Here is a 26128-nt window from a genome sequence, read left to right as displayed (position 1 = left end):
CTTTTGCACTAGCCGCAACCCGCACGGCCACGATCTCGCAGCGACCCTACCCGTCGCTGTGTCCGGTCGCCGCCCGCGGACCTCATCGAGGCGGATCCCGCCGATCCCGGTGCGGGTCGGTGAACGGGGCAGCTGTGGTGCGCCCATTAGGCTGTCGCCGTGACGAATGCGCGGGCGCGGTGATGGAACAGCGAACGGTGGGACGCAGCGGACTTCGGGTGTCGCGAATCGGGTTGGCGACCCATACCTGGGGGACACATACCGATGCCGACGAGGCGTCGGTGCAGTTGGCGGCGTTCACCGAGGCCGGTGGCACGCTCGTCGACATCTCCCCCGTCTACGGCGAGGGCGCGGCGCAGCGGATCCTGGCGGATCTGCTCGGCGACCTGGTCTCGCGGGACGAATTGGTGCTCAGTGGCAGCGCCGGTGTGGTGATGCACGCGCCCGGCGCCGGGGTCGGCGACTCGGTGCCCGCGCCCGCCGCGGTGGGCCCGGTGGTCGACGCGTCGCGGCGCACGCTGCTCAAACAACTCGATCGAACCCTGCTCGAACTGGGCACCGACCATCTCGACATCTGGAGCATCGCCGCCTGGGATCCGTACACGCCGCTCGACGAGGTCGCGGCCACCCTCGACACCGCGGTGCGGACCGGCCGCACCCGGTACGCGGGTGTGCGCGGTTTCACGGCGTGGCAGCTGGCCAGCCTGGCCGCGATCGCGCCGATCACGGCCGCGCAGACGCCGTACTCGCTGCTCGCGCGTGGCACCGAGAACGACGCGATTCCCGCAGGCCGCCACCACGGGGTGGGCATCATCGCGTCGGCGCCGCTGGCCGGTGGGATTCTGACCGGCAAGTATCGCGACGGTGTCCCGGCGGATTCGCGGGGTGCCGACGAGGCGACCGCGGCCGAGATCCGGCGCAGGCTCGATGACGATCGCGCGACCAGAGTGGTGGACGCGCTGGTCACCGCCGCGGACGGGCTCGGCACGTCGCCGCTGGCGGTGGCGCTGGCCTGGATCCGTGATCGGCCCGGCATCGCGAGCATGATCGTCGGTGCCCGCGATATCGGTCAGCTCACCGGCGTGCTGGCCGCCGAAACCCTCGAGTTGCCGCGAGCGATCGCGGCGGCCCTGGACGATGTGAGCGCCCGTTCCGAATGATGGCTAGCCTCACCTATATGAAACTGCGTGGTGTGCTGACGGCGATGCTCGCGGCGACGGTGCTGACCGGTGCCGTCGCTTGCACCGCGAGCAATCCTGCATCGACTGCCAATTCGGGCGGGCCGGTGACGGCACAGCTCGCTGACCTGGACCCCGTCCCGATCGGGCCGGCGCCGACGCCGCGGTTGCCGGTGACGGTGAAGTCCTACGACGGCAGCGACGTGACGATCGCCGACACCTCGCGCATCATCGCCGTCGACCGGTACGGCACCCTCGCCCAAACCGTGTGGGCGCTGGGTCTGGGCGCGAACCTCGTCGGCCGCAGCACCTCCGCCTCGTTCCCCGCCGTCGCGTCCGTGCCCAATGTGGCGGGCGGCAACGGCAGCCTCAGCGTCGAAGCGGTCCTGAATCTGCGCCCGTCGGTGTTCCTCACCGACACCACCAGCGCCGCCCCCGCCGTGCGTGAGCAGTTACGGGCGGCCGGGGTGACCGTCGTCTACTTCGACCCCGAGCGCAGCATGGCCGGTGTCGTCCCGCAGATCGAGGCAGTGGCCACCGCGCTGGGTGTTCCCGAGGCGGGCAAGCAGCTCGGCGCGCGCACCCACGACGAGATCGCCGCCGCGACAGCCCGCGTCCCGAAGCAGGATCCGCAGCCCAAGATCGCCTTCCTGTACCTGCGCAGCGCCGCCATCACCATGATCGCGGGCCGCGGTTCGGGCGCCGATTCGCTGATCACCGCGATCGGTGGCGTCGACGCGGGCACCGCCGCCGGCGTGAACGAGCCGTTCGTCTCCATCACCAGCGAGGCGATGATCGCGGCCTCACCTGATGTGCTGCTGGTGATGTCGGACGGGCTGAAATCGGTGGGCGGCGTCGACGGGCTGGAGAAGGTGCCCGGCATCGCCCAGACTCCCGCGGGCCGCAACCGGCGCGTGGTCGACATGTCCGACGCGGTGATCCTGAGCTTCGGCCCCAACACCGGCCGCGTCGTCTCCGCGCTGTCCGACGCCGTCTACGGCAAACCGGCATGAGCGATGGCCCCCACCTGACGAAGTCCGCGGACGCCCCGCGGATCACCGACGCCACCCCGGATCCCCTGCCGCCCACGAGGCACCGGGGCACGCGCGTGACAGTCGTGTTCGCTGTCGCGCTGCTCGCCCTGGTAGTGCTGGCCGTGGTGTCGGCGGTGCTCGGACAGGTACCGACGACCGCCGCCGAGGTCCTCGGCAGTGTGGCGCATCGGATCGGCCTCGACATCGGGCCGATGCCGGCGCATCCGGCCGGTGAGGTGACGCTGTGGGAGGTGCGGTTCCCCCGGGTGGCCCTCGCGATCCTGGTGGGGGCTGCCCTCGCGACAGCGGGTGCGTTGCTGCAGGGGGTGTTCGCCAATCCGCTCGCCGAACCCGGTGTTATCGGGGTGTCGGCGGGTGCCGCGGTCGGAGCGGGGACCGTCATCGTGGTCGGTGGCGCGTTCGTCGCGGCCTGGTCGGTGGCGGCCGCGGCGTTCGTGGCGGGTTTGATCACCACCGCGCTGGTCTATGTGCTGTCGAGGTCGGGTGGGCGCACCGAGGTGGTGACGCTGATCCTCACCGGTGTGGCGATCAACGCCTTCGCCGGCGGCTTGATCGCGCTGCTGTTGTTCGTCGCCAGTCCCGCCGCGCGGGATCAGATCGTGTTCTGGCAGCTCGGCAGCCTCAACGGCGCGACTTGGCCGTCGGTGGCGGTAGTGGCGGTGCTGTCCGCGGTCGGCATCCTGGCGGCGATCCTGATCGCGCCGCGCCTGGATCTGCTCGCACTCGGCGATTCCGCCGCACGCCACCTCGGGGTGGATGTGGAACGGCTGCGCAGGCAGGTGATCGTGGTGGTCGCCGTGCTCACGGCGGCGGGTGTGGCGTTCAGCGGCATCATTTTGTTCGTCGGGCTGATCGTGCCGCATCTGGTGCGGATGATGGTCGGGCCCGGCCATCGGGTGCTCGTTCCGCTCAGTGCGATCGTGGGTGCGGTGGTGTTGCTCGGCGCCGACGTCGTGGCCCGCACGCTGGTCCACAATGCCGACCTGCCGCTCGGCATGCTCACCTCCCTGATCGGCGGCCCGTTCTTCTTCTGGCTGCTGCGCCGCACCCGAGCCCGAGCAGGAGGCTGGGGATGACCGACGCCGCACTCGGACGCCGAGCCTCCTGGCGTTCGCTGTTCGCACGAACCCCTGACGTGCCCGCGCGCCCCGAACTCGGCACCGTCACCCTGCGCGCCACCGGGCTCACCGTGCGGCGCGGCACCCGTACCGTCCTCGAAGCGGTCGACTTTCAGGTCGCGGCCGGGGAAATCGTCGCTCTGGTCGGTCCGAACGGTGCGGGCAAGTCCAGCCTGCTCGCCGCCCTGGCCGGCGAACTCGAGCCAAGCACCGGCACCGTGAAGCTCGAAGGCCACGCGCTGTCCCACTGGACCCCGGCCGACATGGCCCGCCGCCGCGCGGTCCTGCCCCAATCCCACGCCGTCGGCTTCCCGTTCACGGCCCGCGAGGTCGTCGCCATGGGCCGCGCCCCGTGGCTGCACACCGCGGCCGCCGCCAACGACGACGCACTCGTCACCGCGGCACTGGCCGCCACCGACGTCACCCACCTCGCCGCCCGCGTCTTCCCGTCGCTGTCGGGCGGCGAGCGCGCCCGCGTAGCCCTGGCTCGTGTGCTGGCCCAGGACACCGCCACCCTGCTGCTGGACGAACCGACCGCCGCCCTCGACCTCGGCCACCAGGAAGCCGTCCTGCGCCTGGCAGCCACCCGCGCCGCCGAGGGCGCCGCCGTGGTCGTCGTCGTCCATGACCTCGGGGTGGCCGCCGCCTACGCCGACCGCGTCACCGTCCTGGACGCGGGCCGCGTCGCCGCCGACGGCAAGCCACGCGAGATCCTCACCCGCGAACTACTCACCACCGTCTACCACCACCCCGTCGACGTCTTCGATCACCCGACCACCGGCGCCCAACTCGTCTTGCCCGAACGCGGTCACCACTGACGAACCGCCGGATCGAACGCGGGCGCCGCTGAGAACACTCCTCGACACGCGGATTCAGCGGAGGCGGACGGCCGAGCCCGCCTGAGTAGGGTGGGCACCGAGGTCATTCGTCCATCGCGGTCACCATCGCCGACGACGATCGGTCTACTCGTCGCCCGCGAACGTGGCTCGCTCCCATCGCAGAGGAGATCCGATGAGCCCCACCATCGCCAGCGTCGTCATCCCTGTATCCGATCTGGCCGCGACAAAAGCCGTCTACACCACCCTGTACGGAGCTCCGCACACCGACGAGCCCTACTACGTCGGCTGGGCGGTGGGCGATGTCCAGATCGGCCTCGACCCCAGTGGCGACGTAGCGGCGGGACCCGTCGCGTACGCCGGAGTCGACGATGTCGACAAGGCCCGAGACGCGGCCATCTCCGCGGGCGCCACCGAGCGCACCGCGCCTCGTGAGGTCAGCCCCGGCACCCGCATCTGCGTCCTGGAAGACACCGACGGCAACCCGTTCGGCATCATCGGCAAGTAGCCGCCTCCGACCATCGAGACGATCTCACCCGTCGCGCGCAGTACCCCGGTATCGGATCGAGGTACTGCGCGAGGGTGATGTGGTCGCGTACTGGCCGTTCGTAGCGTCAGTCGCATGCCCACAGTCGCGAAAATCGCCGCCACGATCGCTCTCGCCGGAACAGTCTCCAGTGCCGGAATCGGTGTCAGCTCAGCGGATTCCGCACCGGCGGGAGCGGCGCCGCGGGTGGCGGTGATCGGCCTCGGTGGCACCATCGCGGGAACCTCCGACCGGCGCACCGACCTCGAAACCTATCGGCCGGGCACGCGGCCGATCGCCGAACTCGTCGACTCCCTTCGCCCCGAAATCGGTGAGATCGCCGCCTTGTCGACCGAGGACTTCGGGCAGAAGGGATCCGGCGACTACACCGTCACCGACCTCTACGATCTGGCGCAACTGGTCGAACGCCGTCTCCACGACCATGATTCGGTCGTGGTCAGCACCGGTTCGGCCACCATGGAGGAGCTGAGCTACTTCCTCGACCTCACCGTACGCAGCACGAAACCGGTGGTCGTGACCGGTGCGATGCGACCGTGGACCGCGATCGGCAGTGACGGACCGGTCAACCTGTACAACGCGATCCGCCTCGCGGCGAGCAACCGGACCACCTGTTTCGGCACGGTCATCGCCCTCAACGACCAGATCCTGCCCGCCCGCGACGCCACCAAAACCGACTCGACCCGCGTGCACACCTTCGCCACCCGCGAATACGGCGACCTCGGCACCATCGACGGGGCGGGCATCAGACTGCAACGCGCGCCCGCCCGCGTCCAGCGCTGCGACGACCCCGCCCGCTGGATGACCCCGTTCGACCTGAGCACGATCAACCGCGACACCCTCCCGCGCGTCGACATCGCCCACAGCTACCTCGACGCCCCCGCCGAGTCCATCACCGCGGCCGTCACCGCGGGCGCCAAAGGCATCGTGTTCGCGGGCACTCCCTCGCCGAACCAGGCGAGCGCCGCGCTGGCGACCAAGGGTGTCGCCCTGGTCGCCGCCAACGCCTACGGTTCCGGCGCGATCACCGTCGACCCGAAGATGGGCGTCGTCAGCGGCGGCGACCTCGCGCCGAAGAAGGCACGCCTGCTACTCCTGCTGGCGCTGGCCAGAACCACCGAGCACGACCAGATCGTGGCCTGGTTCCGCGATTACGGCAATCAGCAGTTCTGAGGCGGCTGATTCCGGATGATCTTCAGCATCGCCGTCGCGGGTCATCTCCGCGCTCGAGATGGTCTGCCAGCAGCGGACCGATGATCGAGGTCGATTCCGGAGTCATCATCTGCAGGTGATCTCCCTCGACGGTGTGTTCGAAGATCGTCCCCGCGACGGCTTTCCGCCACAACTTCGGGCTCACCTCAGCGGACTCGGCCAGTGAGTCCGCTGCGGCGAAGAACAGCATGTCGCCGTCGAAGATGTCCAGCTCGAGTTCCGCGCCTGCGCTGCGGTGTACCTCGGCATACGCTGCCAGGATACGTTCGAGTTCGAAAGCCGTGAGCCCGGTTTCGTGACCGAACGAGCGATTCACCTGCGCGACTGCGGCTTCGGCGGACAGTGTTGTCTGCGTGTCGTCACCGGGGTCGATTCCCAGGCTCGCGAGCATCTCCGCGAGAGTGAGGTCCCTGCTGCTGCGCTGGATCGGGTAGTAGTCCAGAACGACCAGGCCGACGGTCTCTCCCGCGTTGCGAAGCGCAACCGCCATGTGGTGCGCGATCAGGCCGCCCTGTGACCAGCCGAGCAGTTGGTAGGGGCCGTGCGGACGAACGGCTCGGAGTTCGTCGACGTAGCGGCGGGCGAGCTCGCGCGCAGACGCGTAGGTCGGACCGCCGGACAGCGTCGGCGACTGCAGGCCGTACACGGGCCGGTCCGGAAGGTACTGCAGCAGAACGGCATACACCCAGGAGATGCCGATCGCCGGATGTACACAGAACAGCGGTGTCCGGCTACCTTCCGCGCGCAGTGGGATCAGCACGTCGAGTGCCTCGGGCATCGACGTCGTCGCGCCGGACCCGGCATCCAGTCGGCGCGCCAGGCCCGCGGGAGTGGGATCGAGGAAGATCAGTGGCAGCGCGACGTCCCGCGACAGCGCGGCCTGCAGGATGGATGCCACGCGGATGACGCTGAGCGAGTTGCCGCCGAGATCGAAGAAGTTGTCGTCACATCCGACCCGGTCGAGATCGAGCACCTCGGCGAAGGCCTCCGCGACGGTCCGCTCGGTGTCGGTTCGCGGAGCCCGGTACTGCGTCCGGGCGACCTCCGGAACCGGTAGCGCCGTGCGATCGACCTTCCCGGTCGAGGTCACCGGCATCGCGGGGAGCACCGTCAGTGTTGTCGGCACCATGTACGACGGCAGCACCGAGGCCAACGATCGCAGCACCTCGGCCGTGTCGATGTGGCCGTGATCGGAGGGGACCAGGTAGGCCACCAGCCGATCGCCGCCGCCGTCGTCGCGGACCACCGCCACCGTCTGAGCGACCGCGGGCTGGCGCAACAGCGTCGCCTCCACCTCCGCCAACTCGATGCGCAACCCGCGCACCTTGACCTGGAAGTCGGCCCGCCCGACATAGTCGAGTTCGAGTCGGCCGGTGCCGTCGGTCCACCGCATCAGATCTCCGGTCCGGTACATCCGCCTGCCCGGCGCCCCGAAGGGATCGGCCACGAACCGGTGCGCGGACATCCCCGGTTGCTCGTGATATCCGCGGGCCACTCCCGGACCTGCGACGTACAGTTCGCCGACCACCCCGACCGGTACCGGTTGCAGTCGGTCATCGAGGAGCACCTCGGCGAATCCCGGCAGCGGGGCACCGATCGTGATCGGATCGCCCGCCGCCAACGGATCGCGGATGTTCGACGTCACCGTGATCTCGGTCGGCCCATACCCGTTGACCATGCGCCTGCCGCTCGCCCACCGCTCGACGAGCGCCGACGGACAGCTCTCACCGCCGACGCTCACGAATTCCAGATCGGGCAGCCTGATCGGATCGAGGGTGGCCAGCACCGCGGGGGTGGTGAACAGGTGGGTGATCTGCTCGGTCAGGAGCAGAGTCTCGAGTTCGGGGCCTGCGTTCACCGTGGGTGGCGCCACCACCAGTCGCGCTCCCGCGCCGAAGGCGGTGAAGAACTCCAGTAGCGACGGGTCGAAACTCGGTGAGATCACGTGCAGGACGCGCGAGCGGTTGTCTGCCAGACCGGATAACCGTGCCGCCAGATGTGCCAGGCCCCGGTGTGTGACCGTCACGCCCTTGGGCACGCCCGTCGAACCCGACGTGAAGATCACGTAAGCGATGTTGTCGGGCCGGACCGGTGCGAGCCGGTCCGCGTCGGTGAGCGGGGAGGCATCCGAGCCCGAGGTGTCGAGCTCGTCGATGCACACACCCGAGCCGGTTCCCGCGAACCCGGTGCCCGTCGAGGTCAGCACACACAACGGCTGAACCATGTCGAGAATGTGCTGGGTACGTGCCGGCGGGAGATCAGCGTCGATCGGTACGTAGGCGCCGCCGGCCTCGACGATCGCGAGCATCGCCACCAGTTGGTCGGTGGATCGGCGCATCGCCACGGCCACGTGGACGTCGGGACCCACACCTCGGGAGATCAACCATCGCGCCAGCCGATTGATCCGGGCGCCGAACTCCGCGTAGGTCAGTTGTTTCCCGTTTCCGACCGCGACCTCTCGCCGATGGCGGGCCACCTGGTCGGCGAACATCGCGGTCCAGGTCGCCTCGGGCACCGCAACCGCGGTGGAATCGGTGACCGGAGCCAGGTTTCGGTGTTCGGTCTCGTCGAGCAGATTCAGCCGTCCGAGCAGCATCTCGGGTTCGTCGACGAGGGCGTCGAGCACTCGGACCACCCGGGTCAGTGCCCGCTCGGCGTCGGCCCGGGCGTACAGGTCGGGTCGGTAGCTGGCCCGCAGGTGCAACCGAGTGTCCATGTGCGCGATCAGGGTCAGGGGATAGTGTCCGGAGTCTCGGCCGCTCACGTCGGTCACGCGCATGCCGGCGATGTCGGTGGCGCGGCTCAGCGCGGCCCGGTCCACCGGATACGACTCGAACACCGTCAATGTGTCGAAGACGGCGCCCGGACCTACGGCCTGCTGGATGTCGCCCAGTCCGAGGTAGTGGTAGTCCAGTAGCTCCGCCTGGTCGGTGCGGACCGCGTCGAGCAACTCGGTGAGGGTCTTGTTCGGGTCGAGGGTGACTCGCACCGGCACGGTGTTGACGAACAGGCCGACCATCTCCTCGATACCGGGAACCGGTGCCTGCCGACCGGAGACGGCGCCACCGAACACCGCATCGCGCCGCGAGGTCAGTGTGCCGAGCACGATGCCCCAGGCGACCTGAACGAGCAGATTCAGCGTCAAGGAGTGTGCATGGGCAAAGGTCTCGAGTCCTCGGCTCCGGTCTTCGTCGAGGGTCACCGAGGTGTCCTCGGAGACGGCGCCCACCGGCGCGCCGCGCCGACCCGGGGCCAGCAGGGTCGGGCGGTCGATCCCGGCGAGGTAGCGCGACCACGCCGTGCGCGCGGCGTCGGCGTCCTGTCGGGCGAGCCAGCCAAGATAGTCCCGGTAGGCCGGGGGCCGCGGCAGCACCGACGCGTCGCCGTCGCCCGCGTAGAGAACGAGCATCTCCTTCAGCAGCAGCGGCGCCGACCAGCCGTCGAGCAGGATGTGGTGATTGGTGAACACCAGCCGGAATTCGTTGTCTGTCAGCCGGATCAGGGTCAGCCGCAACAGTGGCGCGCTGGTGGAGTCGAAACGAACGGCCAGATCCTCGGTCAGGATCCGATCCACATCGGCTGCGCGGGTGGTGGTCTCGCCGCCCGTCAGATCGACCTCACGGAGCGGGAATTCGATCCCGTGTGAGACGACCTGCACGGGATTGCCGTCGTGCACCGCGAAGGCGGCGCGCAGGTTCGGGTACCGCCGCGACACGGCCTCGGCGGCGCGCCGCAGCCGCCGCGCATCGACCCGGCCCTCCAGATGCAAGGTGATCTGTACCAGGTAGGCATCGATCGAGTCGGCCTGCAAGGCATGGAACAACAGACCGCTCTGCAGCGGCGTCAACGGCCAGACGTCCTCGAGTCCGGGATACCGATGTTCCAGCTCCTCGATCGCCCGCTGTGTCAGCGACACCAAAGGCAGGTCCGACGGGGTGTGTCCGCCCGCGCCGGGCTCGGTGGCGCCGACGGCGACTGCGGTCAGAGCTCGCTGCCATCGGTCCGCCAGATCGGTGACCTCGGCGGCGGTCAGCACGCCCGTCGGAAACGCGAACGAGGTGCGCAGCACCGGCCCGGCGTCGGTGTCGACGACGACGGCATTGACGGCCACCGCCGCGGTCGCGGGTTGGTCCGGGTCGATACCGCCACCGAGGTCGACGTCGGTGACCGGTAGCCATCCGGTCTCGCGCGCGATTCCGGGCGGTGTGGCGGTGATCCGGCCGAGATAGTTGAAGATGATCTGCGGATCGGGGCGGGCGGCGAGCACCGGCCCGAACTCGTCGTGCAGATAGCGCAGCACGCCGAATCCGATCCCGTGGTCCGGCACGGCGAGCAGTTGTTCCTTGACCGCCTTGACCGCCGCGATCGCCGTTCCTGTCCGCGCGCCGGTAGCGAGCACTTCGTCCGCGTCTGTTCCGGACAGGTCCACTCGCAACGGGTACATGCTGGTGAACCAGCCAACGGTGCGGGACAGGTCGGCGCCGGGCATCACCTGTTCTTCTCGACCGTGGCCTTCGAGCCCGATCAGTACCTGGTCGGTGTCGTTGCCTCTGCCCCGTCGCCACGTGCTGACCGCCAGCCCGAGAGCGGTGAGCAGACCGCTGTCCACTCCCGCATGGACGGTGTCGGGCAGTGTGGTCAGGAGGGTCGCGGTGGTGCGGGTCGGAATGTCGACAGTGATCGTGTCGATGGTGGCGCCGGTGTCCGTCGCCGGATCGAGGGGCCGCGATCCCACCGGCGGTTCGTCGACCGAGAGGATCTGCTGCCACAGCGCCAGTTCGTCGCGCCGGGAGTCGATGTCGGCTTCCTCGCGCAATCCGTGTGCCCACCGGCGCATCGACGTGCCGACTGGTTCGAGTTCGGGATCGAGTCCGGCGATGATCCGTCCCCATGCGGTCGCGAGATCCGGCACCAGGATGCGCCACGACACACCGTCGATCACCAAGTGATGGGCTACCAACAGCATTCGGCCGGAGGTGCCCGCGTCGAACCACACCGCCTGCAGCACGATCCCGGAGGCGGGGTCGAGTCGGCCCGCAGCGGCATCGAGAGCGGCCCGGGCCGTGGTGACGAAGTCCGGTCCAGTCACGGACTCGACTGGTATCCGCCGGAGCAGCTCGGCGGCATCCACCGCCCCTACCGGCCGTGCTCGCAGGCACCCGCCCGATCCCGGATCCGACGGGGTGGGCAGCAGGGCGCGAAGCATGTCGTGTCGATCCACCACGGCTTGCAGTGCGGCCACCAGGTTGTTCTCGTCGGCCCCGTCCGGCAGGTTCAGCAGCACCGACTGGGAGAATCGGTCGAAGCGACCGCCGTGCTCGAGCAGCCATCGCCAGATGGGGAGTGCGGTGATGTCGCCGATGCCGCCGCCGGGCAGTTCCTCGAGTGGCCCCGGCCGCGCCGCGACGGACGCGGCAACGGCGGCCAACGCCGCAACGGTCTTGTGCTCGAACACCTCTCGCGGCGAGAGCACCAATCCCGCCGATTTGGCCCGGGAGACCACCTGAATCGACATGATCGAGTCCCCGCCGAGCGCGAAGAACGAATCGTTCACTCCGACGCTTCCGAGTCCGAGGACCTCGCCGAAGATCCCGGCCAGTGTTTCCTCGGCCGGCGTGGACGGCGCTCGGTAGCCCGTGCTCTGGACCGCGAACTCCGGCGCGGGCAGTGCCCGGTGATCCACTTTCCCGTGTGCCGTCAGGGGAAGAGCTGCCATGTGCACGATCGCAGCGGGGACCATGAAGTCGGGCAGACGCTCGTCCGCGAAGCGGCGGATCTCCTCGAGACGTGCGCCGGCACCGGGGTCGTTGGCGTAGCGGGCGAGTGCGCCGATCGGGTGGGCAGGCAGGTACACATCGGTCAGGCCGCCACGACCATGATCACCGGTTTCCTTGATGAAGACGATGTCCATCGAGCCCGGTGTGCACGACCAGGTGACCGCAGCCGAATATCCGAACGCCGATCCGACGCGGTCGGCGTCGTGCGGCGCCGACCCGTCTCCGGCGCGGGCCGCGTCGAGCAGATTCCGTACCGTCATCACGTCGGGGGCGTCGTCGAGTGCGGTGGCCAGCGTGACCACTTGTCCCAGCCCGGCGCGCGGTATTCCGGTGACACGCATCATGTCCGGTCCGGCTGTCCGGAGGTGCTCGCCCATGGCCGTCGCGGTCCCCCACCTGGTCCATGGTTGTGTCGGCGCAGCGGCGAGCGAGCGGGCCGGAGCCGTGTGCAGGACCACCTGGTAGCGGTAGCGACCGAGTTCGTTGACCGCTGCCATCCGGCCGAGCTGGATGTCGACTCCGGTGATGCCGATGAGGTGCTGCGGCAGGGCGACGAAGAACTCGGGGGCGAGCAGCAGTTCCCGCTCGGCGAGCTGGGCACGGCGTACCCGCTCGCGCACGATCGCGGCGGTGTCGGTCCCATCGGCCCGCGCGAGCTCGACCCCAGCGGTGAACTGCGGCAGCAGATTCAGGTTCCGGACGTCGCCGATGTACAGCGCCCCGCCGGGCGCGAGCAGTCGCAGAGCCTTGCCGAGCACGTCGAGCAGGTAGGCGGCGTCGGGGAAGTACTGCACCACCGAGTTGAGCACGATGGTGTCGAAGTGGCTTTCGGGGAGCCCGTCGGTCTCGTGCGCGGGTTGGACGCGCAGCCGCACGTGCTCCGCCCACGGTTGTTCGGCGACCTTGGTGCGGAGGGAGGCGATCGTCGGTGCGGCGAAATCGGTCGCCCAGTATTCGTCGCATTCCGGGGCCAGTTCGGCGAGCAGCAGCCCGGAGCCGACACCGATTTCGAGCAGCCGGTGCGGCTGCAGCCGGCGGATCGACTGCACGGTCGCGTCCCGCCACTGCACCATCTCGTCGAGCGGCAGCGGTTCGCCGGTGTCGCTGGCGTTCCAGCCGCTGAAGTCCGCCGCGAGCGCAACCCCTGCCGGGGTGGGGTGGGTGACCTGTGTGGCCGAGTACGCGTCGTCGTACAGCGTCTGCCAGCTCTCGACCACTTCTGATTCTCGATCGGTGTCCGCACGCATGGTCAGCTCGCGGTCGAGCACGACGTACCCGATCAGTTGTTTGCTCGCGGTGTCTCCTGGGGTCCGGCGCGCGATCACCGTCGCCTGGGCGACCGCGGGATGCGACGTCAGAGCCGCCTCGATCTCTCCTGGCTCGACCCGGAATCCCCGGATCTTGACCTGCGCATCGACGCGGCCGAGGAAGCCGAGTTGCGCAGCCGTGACCTCCCCTGCCTCGGTGCGCTCGCAGGGCATCCAGGTGACGAGGTCTCCCGACCGGTACATTCGCCTCCCGGCCTCCCCGAACGGACACGCGACGAACCGGTCGGCTGTCAGTGCCGGTCGGCCGTGGTAGCCGCGTCCGACACCGGCCCCGGCTATGTACAGCTCTCCGGGTACTCCGAGGGGTACCGGTTGCAGGCCCGCATCGAGGACGTACACCCGCACACCCTCGATGGGCGTCCCGATGGGCACCCCGGTCAGGGCTGCGTCGTCGGTGCCGGGAACGGTGTACAGGGTGGTGCAGACCGTGGTCTCGGTAGGGCCGTAGCCGTTGACCACCAGGGTGTGTGGATGCGCGCTACGGAAGCGGTCGACGGCCACCGGGGACAGCGCCTCACCGGCGGTGATGACAAGGTCGACCTGCTCCCACAGTCGGTCCGGCGCGATGGCCGGATCGGTCAGCAGGTGAAACATCGGAGTGGACACGAACATCGACGTGACGCCGTGGTCGAGCACCGTCTGCGCGATGCGAGCCGGATCCGGGGTTCCGGGCGGAGCGAGTACGAGTTCGATGCCGTTGAGCAGCGTCGGCCAGATCTCGTGCACGGATGCGTCGAACCCCGGCGATGATGCCGTCAACCGCCGCCGGGTCGGGATCGTCGGCCAGCCGTGGGCGACCAGGTGGACCAGGTTTCGGTGGGTGATCATCACACCCTTGGGAACACCGGACGAACCAGAGGTGTAGATGAGATACGCCGGGTGTTCGGGCAGCAGGGGCCTGCTCCGGTCGGCATCGGTCACCGAACCTTCCCCCGCAACCGGGTCGTCGACCGAGGCCACGGCGGTGTCGTCCAGCAACAGTACGGGGCAGGCAGGAGAAGGCAGTTGCCGCGCGACGCCCGACTCGCTCACCATCAGGTGCACGGCGGCGTCCTCGAGGATGAATGCGGTGCGCTCGCTGGGATAGCTAGGGTCGATCGGCAGGTACGCTGCGCCTGCGGTCGACACCGCCAGCATCGCCACGATCAGTGTCGCCGACCTGTCCAGCACAATCGCCACGACCGACTCCGGACCCACACCCTGGGCGATCAACCGGCGGGCCAACCGGTTCGCGCGAACGGCGAGCTCGCGGTACGTCCAGTGTTCGGTACCGAACGACAGCGCCACCGCATCGGGAGTTGCCGACGCTTGTTCGGCGAACAGCATCGGCACAGTGGTGTCCGGGACGGCGACCGTGGTGCCGTTCCACTCCCGCAGCACCCCGGCGCGCTCACTCGGATCGAGCAGATCCACCAGCTCGAACCGACCGTGCGGATGGGTCACCATCGCGGTGAGGACCCGGACGAAGCGAGCGGCGATGTGCTCGACGGTCGTGCGATCGAACAGGTCGCTGGCGTACTCGATCGTTCCACGCACTCCACCCGGCGAGCCGGGCATCGCCGAGCGGTCGGACAGGCTGAAGAACAGGTCGACGCGTGCCACCTCCGCCGTCACCGGCTCCACCGTCACCTGCAAGCCGGGATAGTCCAGCACCGGAACCGGGAGGTTCTGCCATGCCATCGCGACCTGGAACAGCGCGTGATGGGCGGTGGATCGCACCGGGTTGAGCAACTCGACGAGCCGTTCGAACGGAGCATCCTGATGCTCGTATGCCGCCAGCGCTTTCGCCCTGACCTGGTCGAGGACGTCGGTGAACTCGCCGATCCCGGAGAGATCGACGCGCAGCACCCAGGAGTTGACGAAGAAGCCGATCAGGTCGGTCAGCGCCTCGTCGGTGCGACCGGCTACCGGACCGCCGATGGTGATGTCGCTTCCGGCGCCGAGCTTGTGCAGGAGCACCGCGAGCGCCGACTGCACCACCATCGATGCCGTCGCTCCGCGCGATCGGGCGAGATCGTCGACCGCCGCACGCAGCCACTCGTCGATGGTGAACTCGACCAGCCCGCCACGGAAGGACTGGATCGGCGGCCGTGGCCGATCGGTCGGCAACCGGAGCTGTTGTGGCGCGTCCGCCAATTCGGCTCGCCAATAATCGAATTGGCGCGACACCAGGCTGCCCGGATCGTTCTCCGCACCGAGCAGCGTCCGCTGCCACAGCGTGTAGTCGGCGTATTGCACCGGCAACGGATCCCAGCCCGGCTCCTGACCCGCCGCCCGGGCGCTGTACGCGGTCATGACGTCGCGCACCAGCGGGACCATCGAGGCACCGTCTCCGGCGATGTGATGGAGCACCAGGACCAGGACGTGTTCGTCGGGAGCTTGTCGCAGCAGCGCCGCACGAACCGGAATCTCGGCCGACAGATCGAAACGGTACCCGGCCTCCGTCGCGATCGCTTCGGCGATCCGTTCGGGTGTCACCGTTGTCATCGACAACGACAGCGACACGGTGTCGGCAGGCAGGATCCGCTGGAACGGAACTCCGTCGTCCTCCTCGAACACCGTGCGCAGACTTTCGTGGCGGGCGACCACATCGGCGAAAGCCGCGGCCATAGCCGCGACGTCCACATCTCCGCGCAGACGCGCCGCCATCGGGATGTTGTACGTCGCGGACGGACCCTCGTATCGATGAATGAACCACAGGCGATTCTGCGCGTAGGACAAGGGAATCCGCGCCGGTCGCTGCTGCGGGACCAGCGCGGGGCGCGCCACGCCGCTCACCGCGAGCCGCGGTACCAGTTCGGCGACCGTCGGCGCCTCGAAGATCGTCCGGATCGGCACCTCGGCCCCGAGCGCCGAGCGGATCCGGGCGACGAGCCCCGTCGCCAGCAGCGAGTCGCCACCGAGATCGAAGAAGCCGTCGTCGAGGCCGACCCGATCCGGCGCGAGGCCGAGTACCTCGGCGAATACGCCTACCATTGCTCGTTCCACGCTCGTGCGCGGCGGCCGGTACACCGCTGCCCGGAACTCCGGTTTCGGCAGCGCATTCCGGTCGATCTTGCCGTTGCCGGTGATCGGCATCACCGCCAGCACCATCACCACGGCGGGCACCATGTGGCCGGGCAGCACCGACGCCACCGAGGCCAGTACCTCCGGCCCGTCGAGGTTCTCGCCCGCCTCTGGCACCACGTAGCCGACGAGGTGTTCGATTCCGGCCTCGACGCGGACTTCGGCCACCGCCTGGGCCACCCGCTCGTGCCGCAGCAACGCCGCCTCCACCTCACCGAGCTCGATCCGCCTGCCCCGCAGCTTCACCTGAAGATCGGCCCGCCCGACATACTCGAGCCGCGGTACCGAAGTCCCGGCGGCGCTCGCGCCGGTTGTCCACCGCATCAGGTCGCCGGTTCGATACATTCGCTGTCCCGCGGCACCGAACGGATCAGCCACGAACCGCTCCGCGGTCGTCCCGAACCGCCGGTGATACCCACGAGCGAGAGCAGGTCCCGACAGGTAGAGCTCGCCCACGACGCCGACGGGCACCGCATGCAGGCGTGCGTCGAGCACCACGGCCTGGAATCCACGTCCGGGACTGCCCAGTGTCACGTCGTCGCCGGACTGCAAGTCGACGGTCGTCGCCTGCACTGCCGTTTCGCTGGGCCCGTACCCGTTGACCATGCGCCGACCCGGCGCCCACCGTTGCACCAGACTCGGCGGGCATACCTCGCCCCCGACGCTCACGAAGGCGAGGTTGTCCAGATCCGTCGGATCGAGGGTGGCAAGGACAGCAGGCGTGGTGCACCAGTGGGTGATTCGCTCGGCGGCGAGCAGCCGGGCGAGTTCGGCGCCGCCGAACACCCCGGGCGGCGCGATCACGAGCTCAGCCCCGGCACCGAACGCGACGAACAGCTCGAACACGGCCAGATCGAAACTCAGTGAGGCGCCGTGCCACACCCGGTCCCCGGCATCGGCCAGTGTCGCCCCGTGCGCAACGAGATTCGCCAGTCCCCGATGGGTGACCATCACTGCCTTCGGTGTTCCCGTCGACCCCGAGGTGTAGATCAGGTAGGCCGGGTGATCCCACCGCAGGGTGGCCGTCCGGTCCGTATCGGTCACCGCGCTCGACGGCCGCGCGGGCGTGTGCACCACCTGCGGATCGTCGAGCACTACCCACGGAATACTGCCGGGCATCCGATCGCGCTCGGCGGCGACCGTCAGTCCGAGCACGGCGCCGCAATCGTCGAGCATGACCGCTATCCGTTCGGCGGGATAGGTCGTATCCAACGGCACGAACGCCGCGCCCGTCTTCGCTATCGCCCATACCGCCAGTACCGATTCAACCGACCGCGGCATGCCGATCGCTACGAAGCGTTCCGGGCCCGCGCCGAGGCCGATCAGCAGCAGTGCCAACCGGTCGGACCGCTCGTCGAGCATTCCGTAGGAGATCCGGAGATCTCCGCACGATACCGCCGGGGCCGCCGGATCCACGGACGTCGCGGCTGCCAGGATCTCGGGCAGAAGCCGCGGGGGGAACCCGGGCGCGCCACGCACCGGTACCAGGGTCTGTCGCTCGGCCGGGTCGAGCAGATCGATGTCGCCGACCCGCACGGACACCTCCGCCGTCGCCGACACCAGGATCCGCAACCACCGATTCGCGAATCCCCGGATGATCTCGTCGTTGAACAGATCGGTCCGATACCGCACTTCTACGCTCATGCCGGCGGCCCGGCCGTCTCGATCCAAGTGCTCGGTCACGCAGAACTGCAGGTCCGCTGTGCCGAGGCAACTGTCGTCGTCCTGTGCTGCCGCGACCGCGTCGTCCGTGACGGCGGGCGGCCGCCCGCCGGCATGATGCTCGAACACCACCCGAAACAGTGGGGTGTGCGGCCCGGTGCGCCGCAGCGCCGCCGCCAGCCGGTGCGACGGCATATCGGCGTGCGCGAAGGCACCCCGGTCGACCCGGCCGATGTGTTCGAGCAGGTCGGCGACAGTGGCTGTCGCGTCGACACGAGTGCGCAGCACGAGGATGTCCACGACAGGGTCTTCGGGCCCGGCCTGTTCGGTGCGAAGGACCGGAGTGCCGATCGCGACATCATCGACACCGCCGAGTCGTGCGACCAGCATCGCGACCGCCGCGTGCAGCACGACAAACGAATCGACACGATGTTCGGCGGCCAGCGTGACCACGGCCCGGTTCAACTCGGTGTCGATCGCGAACTCGACCGACGTTCGCTCCCCCGTCACCATGCCCGGGCAGGAAGCGCCCGTCGGCAGTTCCGGCAGTTCCGACAGCCCGCCCAGCGCCGATGTCCAGTAGTCCAGCGCCTCTGTGTCCCGGTATCGGCGTTCCGCCTGCTCCGCGCTTGCGCGGTGAATGAGGTGGAGCGGCGTGTCCGGATCCGCGGTGACCAACTCGTCGAGCAGTTCCACGATGAGTGCGCACTGCTCACGCACCTCATCGTCTCGATAACGATTCGGGTTGGCACGAAACTCGACCATGGTCATCGTCGGTTCACCACTGCGATACACGCTGATCAGGCGGTCTCCGACCGGTCCGCGGGACAGTGGGTGGAAAGTGCCGGTGACCGTCTCCAGTCTCAGTTCCAGGTCGACGAGCATCACATTGACCAGCGGCACGGAAAATCGTGACAGGGTGTCACCCGTGGCGCGTCGGATGTCCTCGATCCCACAGCCTTGATGGCGTAGGGCTCCCAGCAGTTCGACCTGAATCCGCCCGATCACCTCGCCGAGGAGGTCGTTGGGATGAATCCGTATCCGAAGCGGGACGACATTGACCAGCATGCCGCCCGCCCGCTTCAATGGTGCGGTCGTTCGAGCCGACACCGGAATGTTGACCAGTACTTCGTGGCTTCCCGACTGGCGCGAGATGTAGCAGGCGAGGGCCGCGAGCACCACCACCGACGGATTCGTGTGCAGGTGCTCGACGGATCCGGCCAGGTGTTCGGTGGTTGTCTGTGACAGGGCGGCAACCTCGGTGAGGCAACGAGCGGCCGGAGCAACGTCGTCGTTCAGGCTCGCGGCCGGCATATCGCGAGTTCGCTGCGCCCAGTAGTCACGATCGGCGGCGAAACGACGCGAGGCGCGGTACTGCTGATCCCTGTCGTAGAGGGCGCGCAGACTCGTCGACGGTCGGTAATCGTCCTCGCGGCCGGCGAGCGCGGCCGAGTACAGCTCCGCCCCCCTGTTCATCAAGATCATCGCCCCATAGCCGTCCAGCACAATGTGGTGGGCTTTGACATAGAACAGGAAGTCGGAGTCGCCGACGTACAGGACCGCGATCACGCACAGGCGATCGACCAGCAGATCCATCGGACGTTCGGTGTCGCGGTGCAGCCACTCGTCGGCGGCCGACATCGGGTCGTCCTCGTCGCGGAAGTCCAGGACCTGCGGCTGAACGTCGAGCCCTCGATCGACGATCTGGAACGGTTGCCCATCGACCTCGATCAGACGCACACAGGCGGTCTCGAACTCGCGACCGATCGCGGCGATGACACCCCGCAACAGATCGAGTTCCAGCTCTGCGTGAAATTTCACGTATTGGGCAATGACAAAGGGAACGTCGGGGGTGAGCTGCTGCGCCATCCATATCCCGTGCTGCGCGGGCGACAGCGGAAACGCTTCAGGAGGAACCCGTTCGGAGACAATCATCGGAGCCCTTCTGCAGTCGGTGCAGCCCCGCTGCCTACGCGCCGGGATCCGATCGAGGAGGCAAGTACGGGGAATTCGGCAGCCGCGATCTTTCGCGCCGTCGGTTCGGCACCGAGGATGCCGTTGCAGGCGGGGGACAGATCGGAACGATCCGTTTCAAACCCCTAGCTCGCTGCTGCCCGGACGACCCACAGTGCAGAAACGAGCCCATCGCTGATCTCCCCGGGGTTTCAATCGGCGAACGAGCGTCGGCGCCGAGGCGGCGGCCATTTTGCTCCCTTCCGCGCTCCCATCGGGCCGTGGGAAGCCCACGTAGCGAGTTGAACAAGCCGTTTCATCATAGGCCCGCACACCTGGCAACTCCAGAGCTATCCAAGATCCGAAGGATTCACCCGCGGTCTCGCCAACGCCACATCCACCCCTGTGTCCCGGCTACTTCCAGATGATCTTCAGCAGCGCCGGGGTGAGCACCATCCGGATGATCGTGGCGTCGATGACCAGCGCCACGATCATCCCGTAGGCGATGTATTTCATCAGCACCAGATCCGAGAACCCGAACGCCCCGGTGACCACGATCAGAATCGCCGCCGCCGAGGTGATCACCCCGCCGGTGTGGGCCACGCCGTAGCGGATGGACTCGGCGGCATCGGCACCCGCGGCCCGTTTCTCGGCGATCCGGGACAGCAGGAACACCTCGTAGTCGGTGGACAACCCGAAGATCACCGTCACGATCAACGCCACCACCGCGAACATCAATGGTCCGGGCGTGAACTGGAAGGCCTCCGACCCGTGCCCTTCCACGAAGATCCAGGTCAGCACGCCCAGGGTCGAGACCAAACTGAGCGCACTCATCGCGACGGCCTTCACCGCCAGGATCACCGACCGGAATGCCACGATCATCAGCGCCAGCGCCGCCGCGATCAGAATCGCCAACAGCAGCGGCAGCCCGTCGATCAACCCGTTGATGCTGTCGCGTTCGAGCGCGGGGATACCGGCGACCATCACCTGCACGCCCGGTGGCGCTGGCAGCGAACGCAACGCGTCGATCACCCGGTCGGCGTCGCGTTTGTCACCGAGCCCGGCGGAGAGCACATTGACGTTGTCCTTGGTCGGCGCCGCCGGTTCGAACCGCCCGGTCAGCCCGGGAACCTGATTGGCCTCGAACCGGATATCGCTCAGCTCCTGCGGCGACGCTCCGACCACGATCAGCTTCAACGGTTCGGTGCGGAATCCGGGAAACAGGTGATCGAAGTCTTCCTGGGCCACCCGCGCCGGATTGTCGGCGGCCAGATATTTCTCGCTGATGCCACCGAACTCGATGTGGCGCAACGGAATGCTCAGTGCCAGCAGGCCGAGCACGATCGGGATGACCACCGCCCATGGCCTTCGCATCGCCCACTGTGCCAGCCGGGAGAAGAACCCGGCATCGATCTGGGCTTCGGTCTTGCTGCGCGAGAAACGTTTCCAGCCCAGCCAGTCGATCCGGTGTCCGGCGATACTCAACGCGGCGGGCAGTGCGGTGACCGACAACAGCGCCGCCAGCATCACCGCGGAAATACCGCCGTAGGGCACCGACCGCAGCACCCCGTTCGGGAAGATGAACAGCGCACCGAGACTCAGAGCGATGATCCCCGCGGAGAACAGCACGGTGCGCCCCGCCGTGGCGACGGTGCGTGCGGTCGCGTCCTCGACGGAGCGTCCGGCGGCCAGTTCCTCCCGGAACCGGGTCACCGTGAACAGTCCGTAGTCGATCGCCAACCCGAGCGCGACCAGCGTCATCACCGCGCTGGCGAACACGTTGACCTCGATCTGGGCGGTGAGCACCCGCAAGATCCCGGAAGTGCCGAGAATGGTGAGTCCACCGATCAGCACCGGCAGCAGCGCGCCGATCACCCCGCCGAACACGAAGTAGAGCAGGATCGCCACGATCGGCAAGGCGATGATCTCGGCGCGCTTGATGTCGTGCTGCATCCCGATATTGATGCCCTCGACCACCGGCTGCAGCCCCGCCAGCTGCACCGTGGTCCCGCCCGGTCCACCGCCGGGCACACCGGCGTCCAGGTGCGGTTTCAACGCGAGATAGTTGTTGACCGTCGCGGTCCCGCCGCCGCCTGCCAGCCCGATACTGGCGAACGCGTGCTGTTTGGTCGGATCGGAGGCATTGGCCGAGAACGGGCTGTCCCAATAGCTGTCGATCTTGTGGATCCGCTCCCCGTACTGCTTGCGCAGGTCGGCCAGCGCCGCCGTCACCGGTCCGCGCACGGCGGGATCGTCGACGGTGGTGCCGGGTGGGGCGGTGTAGATGACGATCAGATCGCCGTCGGTGTCACGGCCGAAGGTCTCGTCGGCCAGTTTGGACGCCGCCACCGACTGGCTCGACTCGTCGAACCAGCCCTCCTGGGTGTAGCGGTCGGCCAGGTCGCGACCGAACCACCCCGAAACCAGCACGGTCAGCACGAAGAAGCCGAGCACGAGGAATCGGTGGCGGTGGACGAACCTGCCCCACCGCATGGATCGAGATTCGCGCATCTCAGCCGCAGGCGGCGGTGCGATAGTCGGCCGAGCGCAGGATGCCGCACAGGTCGGTGCGCGAGATCTTCCACTTCCCGTCGAGCAGCACGAAATGCACGATAGTGGTACGCACATTGGCGCCCGAACCGTCCTTGTCCAGGCGCATGGTCGCGGTGAGGGTGCCGTCGCGGTTGTCGAACACCGGGTCGACGACGCCGTACACCGCGTGGGGGTTGTCGCGCAGCGCCTTGTACATGTCGGGGATGGCGTCGGAGAACGCGGCGCCGTCTTCGATCAGTTCGGTGCGTTCGACATCGGGCAGGCTCGGGTCGAGCGCGCGCTTGATCTGCGCGTCGAGTTGCTGGGCGGTCGGCAGCGGCACATTGGCCTTGCTGGCCGAGATCGCGACAGAGGAGGCGAGGGAGGCGTTGGCCGAAGACCGTGCGGCGTCGACCGAGGCCTCGTCGGCGGTTCCCGCGCACGCGGCGAGGGCGACGAGGGCCGTGAGGCAGGCGGTGGCCGCAGCGGCCCTGGCGAAAAGTGTGGAAGACATCACCATCTACATACCATCAATGACGGCACTGATCCGTCCCAGGATGGCGCGAACTGTGGAGATGTCACTGGTCGCCGCCCCCGCGACAGGGTGGGCGTCGGGGAGCAGATCGCGCACGAAGGCGCTGACGCTGCGTTCGTCACCGAGGTCGATGTCGGTCACCTGAGCGTGCGCCTGGGCCACCACGTCGTCGGATCCCGGTACCGCATCGCCCAGGTCGGCGCGATATATCTGCACGGTCAGGGTGGCGCGGTCGGTGCGGAAGGCGAAGGGGCGGCCGTCGTCGGTGGTGCCGAAGCCGTGGGCGAACGGTCCGACGGAGATGTCATCGATGCCGAAACCCGCTGGTGTCCGGTCGGTCATCGTGGGGATCTCCTGCCGCTGTGTGGCAATCAATTGTCGACGCGTCAACAGTAACGTGCGTCACCGACACCTCCGACGCGAGCACCCGGTCGAAGCTACTGGTGAGTCATCATGGTCAGATGGTGATCAACGGAGTCACCTCGTGCGGATTGAAGGAGTTCGGTGCATGCGCCCTCGTGGCTCGGTCGCCTCTGCGTTGGTCGGCGCGGCGGTTTTGGTGGTACTGACCGGGTGCAGCGGTGAAGACGGCGGTCCCGATGTCCCGACCAGGCCCCCGGCCACCGCGGCCGTCTCGCCCGCTACCGCCGCGAACCCGGCCGGTCAGGTTTTCCCGGCGGCCGCGACGAAAGCCCTGCTCGCCGAACGCTCGACGGGCCGCCTCGCCGCCCTGGACACCGCCGGGACCGCGCTCGCACTGATCGACCCCGCCGCACCGGCCACCCCGCGCACGATCAGCCTGCCTGCCGCCGGCGTGTCGCTGGCCCAGGGCGCCCCGGGCGAAGTGCTCGTCGCCGCCACCGACCGGGTACTGCGGGTCGACGCGACCACCGGCACGCTCACCGAGATCCCCGTCGACGGTGACGTGCACAGCGTGCAAACTCGCACCGACGGCACGCTCGTCGTCGGTACGGCCGACGGCACCCTGCGCGAACTGAACGCCGACGGCACGGTCACCCGCACGATCACCGGCCTCGTCTCCGCCGACGCGATCGCGTTGACCGGCGAGAACATCACCGTCCTCGATCGCAAGCAAACCGCTGTCGTCGCCGTGGGCGAGGAAGCGCTGGGCCTGATGCTGCGCGCGGGTGACGGCGCCACCAACGCCATCACCGACCCGCACGGCCGCATCATCGTCGCCGACACCGCCGGTGGCGAACTGCTCGTCTACTCGGCCGGTCCGCTCGTGCTGCGCCAGCGTTTCCCGGTATCATCGTCGCCTTACGCACTCGCTTACGACCCGCGTTCGGAGCTGGTCTGGGTGAGTTGCACGCAGAGCAACGAGGTCGTCGGCTACGACCTGTCGACCGGCATCGGTGTCGAGGTGGCCAGGCTCGCGACGCTGCGCCAGCCCGACTCCATGACCGTCGACGAACGCACCGGCGACCTGTTCGTGGCCTCGGCCGTGGGTGATGGCCTGCAGCGGATCGGCGCGGACGAGCGGAAGAGAGGGCAGTGATGGCCGAATCTCCCAGATCTCGCAGTTCGCGCTCGGTGACACCGCCGAGCTGGGAAACCAGCAACGACGACTACGAATACGTGCCCCTGCGGCTGCCACCGGAGGTCAACCGGGTCACCGCCTCGATGCGGCTGGCCATCCAGGCCGAATTCGGTGGCTGGGAGTTGTCCCGGGTGCGCGCCTACACCGACGGCAGTCGCCGGGTGCTGTTGCGCCGCCGCAAAAACGCCGTCCTGCCTGTGCCCGAACCCGGATTGTGAGCCGACCATGTACGCCCTCCTGTTACGCCTGATGTTCTTGATCCCGCCGGAGCGGGTGCATCACCTGGTGTTCACCGCCCTGCGTTTCGCCACCTGGTTCCCGCCGACCCGCTGGCTGGCCCGCAAGCTCACCGTGGTCGAGGACCCGATCCTGGCCACCACCGCGTTCGGTGTCGACTTCCCCGCACCGCTTGGCCTCGCCGCCGGTTTCGACAAGAACGCCGACGGCGCGAACGCCTGGGGCACACTCGGTTTCGGTTTCGCCGAGATCGGTACCGTCACCGCCCACGCCCAGCCCGGCAACCCCACGCCGCGCCTGTTCCGGCTGCCCGCCGACCACGCCCTGATCAACCGGATGGGGTTCAACAATCACGGTGCCGCCGCCGCGGCCGCCCGCCTGCACGGCGCGCACCCCACCGTCCCGATCGGCGCGAACATCGGCAAGACCAAGGTCACCGAACCCGACGCCGCCGCAGGTGATTACGCGACCAGCGCCCGATTACTCGGCCCGCTCGCGGACTTCGTCGTGGTCAACGTGTCCTCCCCCAACACCCCCGGTCTGCGTGATCTGCAAGCCGTCGAATCCCTGCGCCCGATCCTGCAGGCCGTGCTCGACAGTGTCTCGGTGCCGGTCCTGGTGAAGATCGCCCCCGACCTGTCCGACGACGACATCGACGCCGTGGCCGACCTCGCTGTCGAACTGGGTCTGGCAGGCATCGTCGCCACCAACACCACCATCCGCCGCGACGGGCTCGACACCCCGACCCCCGAGGTCGAAGCCATGGGCGCGGGCGGCCTGTCCGGCGCCCCCGTGGCCGAACGGTCCCTGGAAGTGCTGCGCCGTCTCTACACCCGTGTCGGCGACCGGGTGGTCCTGATCTCGGTCGGCGGCATCGAAACTCCCGACCAGGCCTGGGCTCGCATCCTCGCCGGCGCCACCCTCCTGCAGGGCTACACCGGCTTCATCTACGGCGGCCCCTTCTGGACCACCCGCATCCATCGCGGCATCGCCGCCAACCTGCGTGCGAACGGCTACGCCTGCCTGTCCGACGCGGTCGGCGCCGAACACCGCGCCCACTCGGTCTGAGGTCTCAGCCGTAGTACGCCTGGGGCGCCCGGTCCTCGCTTATCGGTCGCGCCGGGCGTAGCCGCGACAGTTGCGCCGGTGGATCGTGGAACGACTCCCCCGCCGCCGGGTTGTCGCCGCGTTGCCGGGCGTCGATGCGTTTGGCGAGCTTGATCAGTGCCTGCTGCCAGATGATGCCGAGCAGGTCGGCACGGGCACTGATCTCGGCGTGTGCGAGCCGGTCGTGGACGGCAGCGAGATCGCTGACGAGTTCGTCGAGTTCCATGCCCGCCCAGGCCTGCTCACGGCTGAGGGTGTACTCGGGCAACCAGCTCAATCGCCAGCCGCCGGTGTCGGTTCGTTCGGCGAACTCCGGCGTGCGGTCGCTGCGTAACGTGTCGTCGGTGCCATGAATAACCATCGCGGACCTGCCTTCCCCGGCGGGGCGCTGCGCCCTCCCCGAGCGTCTGGCGGGGCATCCTCCCCG

At 68.6% G+C, this 26128-nt stretch carries 14 protein-coding genes; 9 read left to right on the top strand and 5 right to left on the bottom strand.

What is annotated here, in order from left to right:
• The first annotated feature begins 182 nt into the window (after nt 1-182).
• From ACFWPK_RS06835 to ACFWPK_RS06810, 6 genes are all read left to right on the top strand, one after another.
• Nucleotides 183-1160: an aldo/keto reductase gene (locus ACFWPK_RS06835; RefSeq protein ID WP_378913613.1), complete on the top strand. Its 978-nt coding sequence runs from the start codon at nt 183-185 to the stop codon at nt 1158-1160.
• A 17-nt stretch (nt 1161-1177) separates the two neighbouring features.
• Complete coding sequence (locus ACFWPK_RS06830; protein ID WP_378913612.1) at nt 1178-2191, top strand: hemin ABC transporter substrate-binding protein; 1014 nt, start codon at nt 1178-1180, stop codon at nt 2189-2191.
• Nucleotides 2188-3309 (top strand): FecCD family ABC transporter permease, encoded by a 1122-nt coding sequence (locus tag ACFWPK_RS06825; protein ID WP_378913611.1) that lies wholly within the window; start codon nt 2188-2190, stop codon nt 3307-3309. Before ACFWPK_RS06830 ends, ACFWPK_RS06825 begins: the two co-directional genes overlap by 4 nt.
• Nucleotides 3306-4169 carry a heme ABC transporter ATP-binding protein gene (locus ACFWPK_RS06820; RefSeq protein ID WP_378913610.1) on the top strand — a complete coding sequence of 288 codons (864 nt, stop codon included), beginning with the start codon at nt 3306-3308 and terminating at the stop codon, nt 4167-4169. Before ACFWPK_RS06825 ends, ACFWPK_RS06820 begins: the two co-directional genes overlap by 4 nt.
• Nucleotides 4170-4362: 193 nt before the next feature.
• Nucleotides 4363-4695, top strand: coding sequence for a VOC family protein (locus ACFWPK_RS06815; protein ID WP_378913609.1), 333 nt, complete (start codon nt 4363-4365; stop codon nt 4693-4695).
• Between the two features lie 114 nt (nt 4696-4809).
• Nucleotides 4810-5904 (top strand): asparaginase, encoded by a 1095-nt coding sequence (locus tag ACFWPK_RS06810; protein ID WP_378913608.1) that lies wholly within the window; start codon nt 4810-4812, stop codon nt 5902-5904.
• A 22-nt stretch (nt 5905-5926) separates the two neighbouring features.
• Here the strand turns inward: ACFWPK_RS06810 and ACFWPK_RS06805 are convergent, their stop codons facing one another.
• The 4 genes from ACFWPK_RS06805 to ACFWPK_RS06790 all read right to left on the bottom strand — a co-directional run bounded on the left by ACFWPK_RS06805 (nt 5927) and on the right by ACFWPK_RS06790 (nt 23138).
• Nucleotides 5927-19711 carry an amino acid adenylation domain-containing protein gene (locus ACFWPK_RS06805; RefSeq protein WP_378913607.1) on the bottom strand — a complete coding sequence of 4595 codons (13785 nt, stop codon included), beginning with the start codon at nt 19709-19711 and terminating at the stop codon, nt 5927-5929.
• Between the two features lie 432 nt (nt 19712-20143).
• Nucleotides 20144-22222: an MMPL family transporter gene (locus ACFWPK_RS06800; RefSeq protein WP_378913606.1), complete on the bottom strand. Its 2079-nt coding sequence runs from the start codon at nt 22220-22222 to the stop codon at nt 20144-20146.
• 19 nt (nt 22223-22241) lie between these two features.
• Nucleotides 22242-22775 carry a hypothetical protein gene (locus ACFWPK_RS06795; RefSeq protein WP_378913605.1) on the bottom strand — a complete coding sequence of 178 codons (534 nt, stop codon included), beginning with the start codon at nt 22773-22775 and terminating at the stop codon, nt 22242-22244.
• Nucleotides 22776-22781: 6 nt separating this feature from the next.
• Nucleotides 22782-23138, bottom strand: a complete 357-nt coding sequence (locus ACFWPK_RS06790; RefSeq protein ID WP_378913604.1) for a hypothetical protein — start codon at nt 23136-23138, stop codon at nt 22782-22784.
• A 166-nt stretch (nt 23139-23304) separates the two neighbouring features.
• Between ACFWPK_RS06790 and ACFWPK_RS06785 the strand changes: the two genes are divergently transcribed.
• Genes ACFWPK_RS06785 through ACFWPK_RS06775 form a run of 3 tightly spaced genes read left to right on the top strand, consistent with a single transcriptional unit; the run spans nt 23305 to nt 25662 of the window.
• On the top strand, nt 23305-24315 hold the full coding sequence (locus ACFWPK_RS06785) for a hypothetical protein (RefSeq protein ID WP_378913603.1): 1011 nt from the start codon (nt 23305-23307) through the stop codon (nt 24313-24315).
• Entirely contained in the window at nt 24315-24575 is a 261-nt protein-coding gene (locus ACFWPK_RS06780; protein WP_378913602.1) for a DUF5703 family protein, read from the top strand. The genes ACFWPK_RS06785 and ACFWPK_RS06780 overlap by 1 nt, the downstream gene beginning before the upstream one ends.
• A gap of 7 nt (nt 24576-24582) precedes the next feature.
• Entirely contained in the window at nt 24583-25662 is a 1080-nt protein-coding gene (locus ACFWPK_RS06775; protein WP_378913601.1) for a quinone-dependent dihydroorotate dehydrogenase, read from the top strand.
• A 4-nt stretch (nt 25663-25666) separates the two neighbouring features.
• Here ACFWPK_RS06775 and ACFWPK_RS06770 read toward each other — a convergent pair whose 3' ends face one another.
• Nucleotides 25667-26062: a hypothetical protein gene (locus tag ACFWPK_RS06770; protein ID WP_378913600.1), complete on the bottom strand. Its 396-nt coding sequence runs from the start codon at nt 26060-26062 to the stop codon at nt 25667-25669.
• Between the last annotated feature and the right edge of the window lie 66 nt (nt 26063-26128).

The sequence above is a fragment of the Nocardia sp. NPDC058519 genome, from assembly GCF_042719755.1.
Taxonomy (GTDB): Bacteria; Actinomycetota; Actinomycetes; order Mycobacteriales; family Mycobacteriaceae; genus Nocardia.
Note: the sequence above shows the minus strand (reverse complement) of the source record. Positions and strands in the feature narration are given on the sequence as shown.

Coding starts and splice junctions, on each gene's coding strand:
- ACFWPK_RS06810 (WP_378913608.1), top strand. CDS start 4,810: ATGCCCACAGTCGCGAAAATCGCCGCCACGATCGCTCTCGCCGGAACA.
- ACFWPK_RS06790 (WP_378913604.1), bottom strand. CDS start 23,138: ATGACCGACCGGACACCAGCGGGTTTCGGCATCGATGACATCTCCGTC.
- ACFWPK_RS06805 (WP_378913607.1), bottom strand. CDS start 19,711: ATGATTGTCTCCGAACGGGTTCCTCCTGAAGCGTTTCCGCTGTCGCCC.
- ACFWPK_RS06820 (WP_378913610.1), top strand. CDS start 3,306: ATGACCGACGCCGCACTCGGACGCCGAGCCTCCTGGCGTTCGCTGTTC.
- ACFWPK_RS06780 (WP_378913602.1), top strand. CDS start 24,315: ATGGCCGAATCTCCCAGATCTCGCAGTTCGCGCTCGGTGACACCGCCG.
- ACFWPK_RS06795 (WP_378913605.1), bottom strand. CDS start 22,775: ATGTCTTCCACACTTTTCGCCAGGGCCGCTGCGGCCACCGCCTGCCTC.
- ACFWPK_RS06800 (WP_378913606.1), bottom strand. CDS start 22,222: ATGCGGTGGGGCAGGTTCGTCCACCGCCACCGATTCCTCGTGCTCGGC.
- ACFWPK_RS06830 (WP_378913612.1), top strand. CDS start 1,178: ATGAAACTGCGTGGTGTGCTGACGGCGATGCTCGCGGCGACGGTGCTG.
- ACFWPK_RS06770 (WP_378913600.1), bottom strand. CDS start 26,062: ATGGTTATTCATGGCACCGACGACACGTTACGCAGCGACCGCACGCCG.
- ACFWPK_RS06825 (WP_378913611.1), top strand. CDS start 2,188: ATGAGCGATGGCCCCCACCTGACGAAGTCCGCGGACGCCCCGCGGATC.
- ACFWPK_RS06815 (WP_378913609.1), top strand. CDS start 4,363: ATGAGCCCCACCATCGCCAGCGTCGTCATCCCTGTATCCGATCTGGCC.
- ACFWPK_RS06775 (WP_378913601.1), top strand. CDS start 24,583: ATGTACGCCCTCCTGTTACGCCTGATGTTCTTGATCCCGCCGGAGCGG.
- ACFWPK_RS06835 (WP_378913613.1), top strand. CDS start 183: ATGGAACAGCGAACGGTGGGACGCAGCGGACTTCGGGTGTCGCGAATC.
- ACFWPK_RS06785 (WP_378913603.1), top strand. CDS start 23,305: ATGCGCCCTCGTGGCTCGGTCGCCTCTGCGTTGGTCGGCGCGGCGGTT.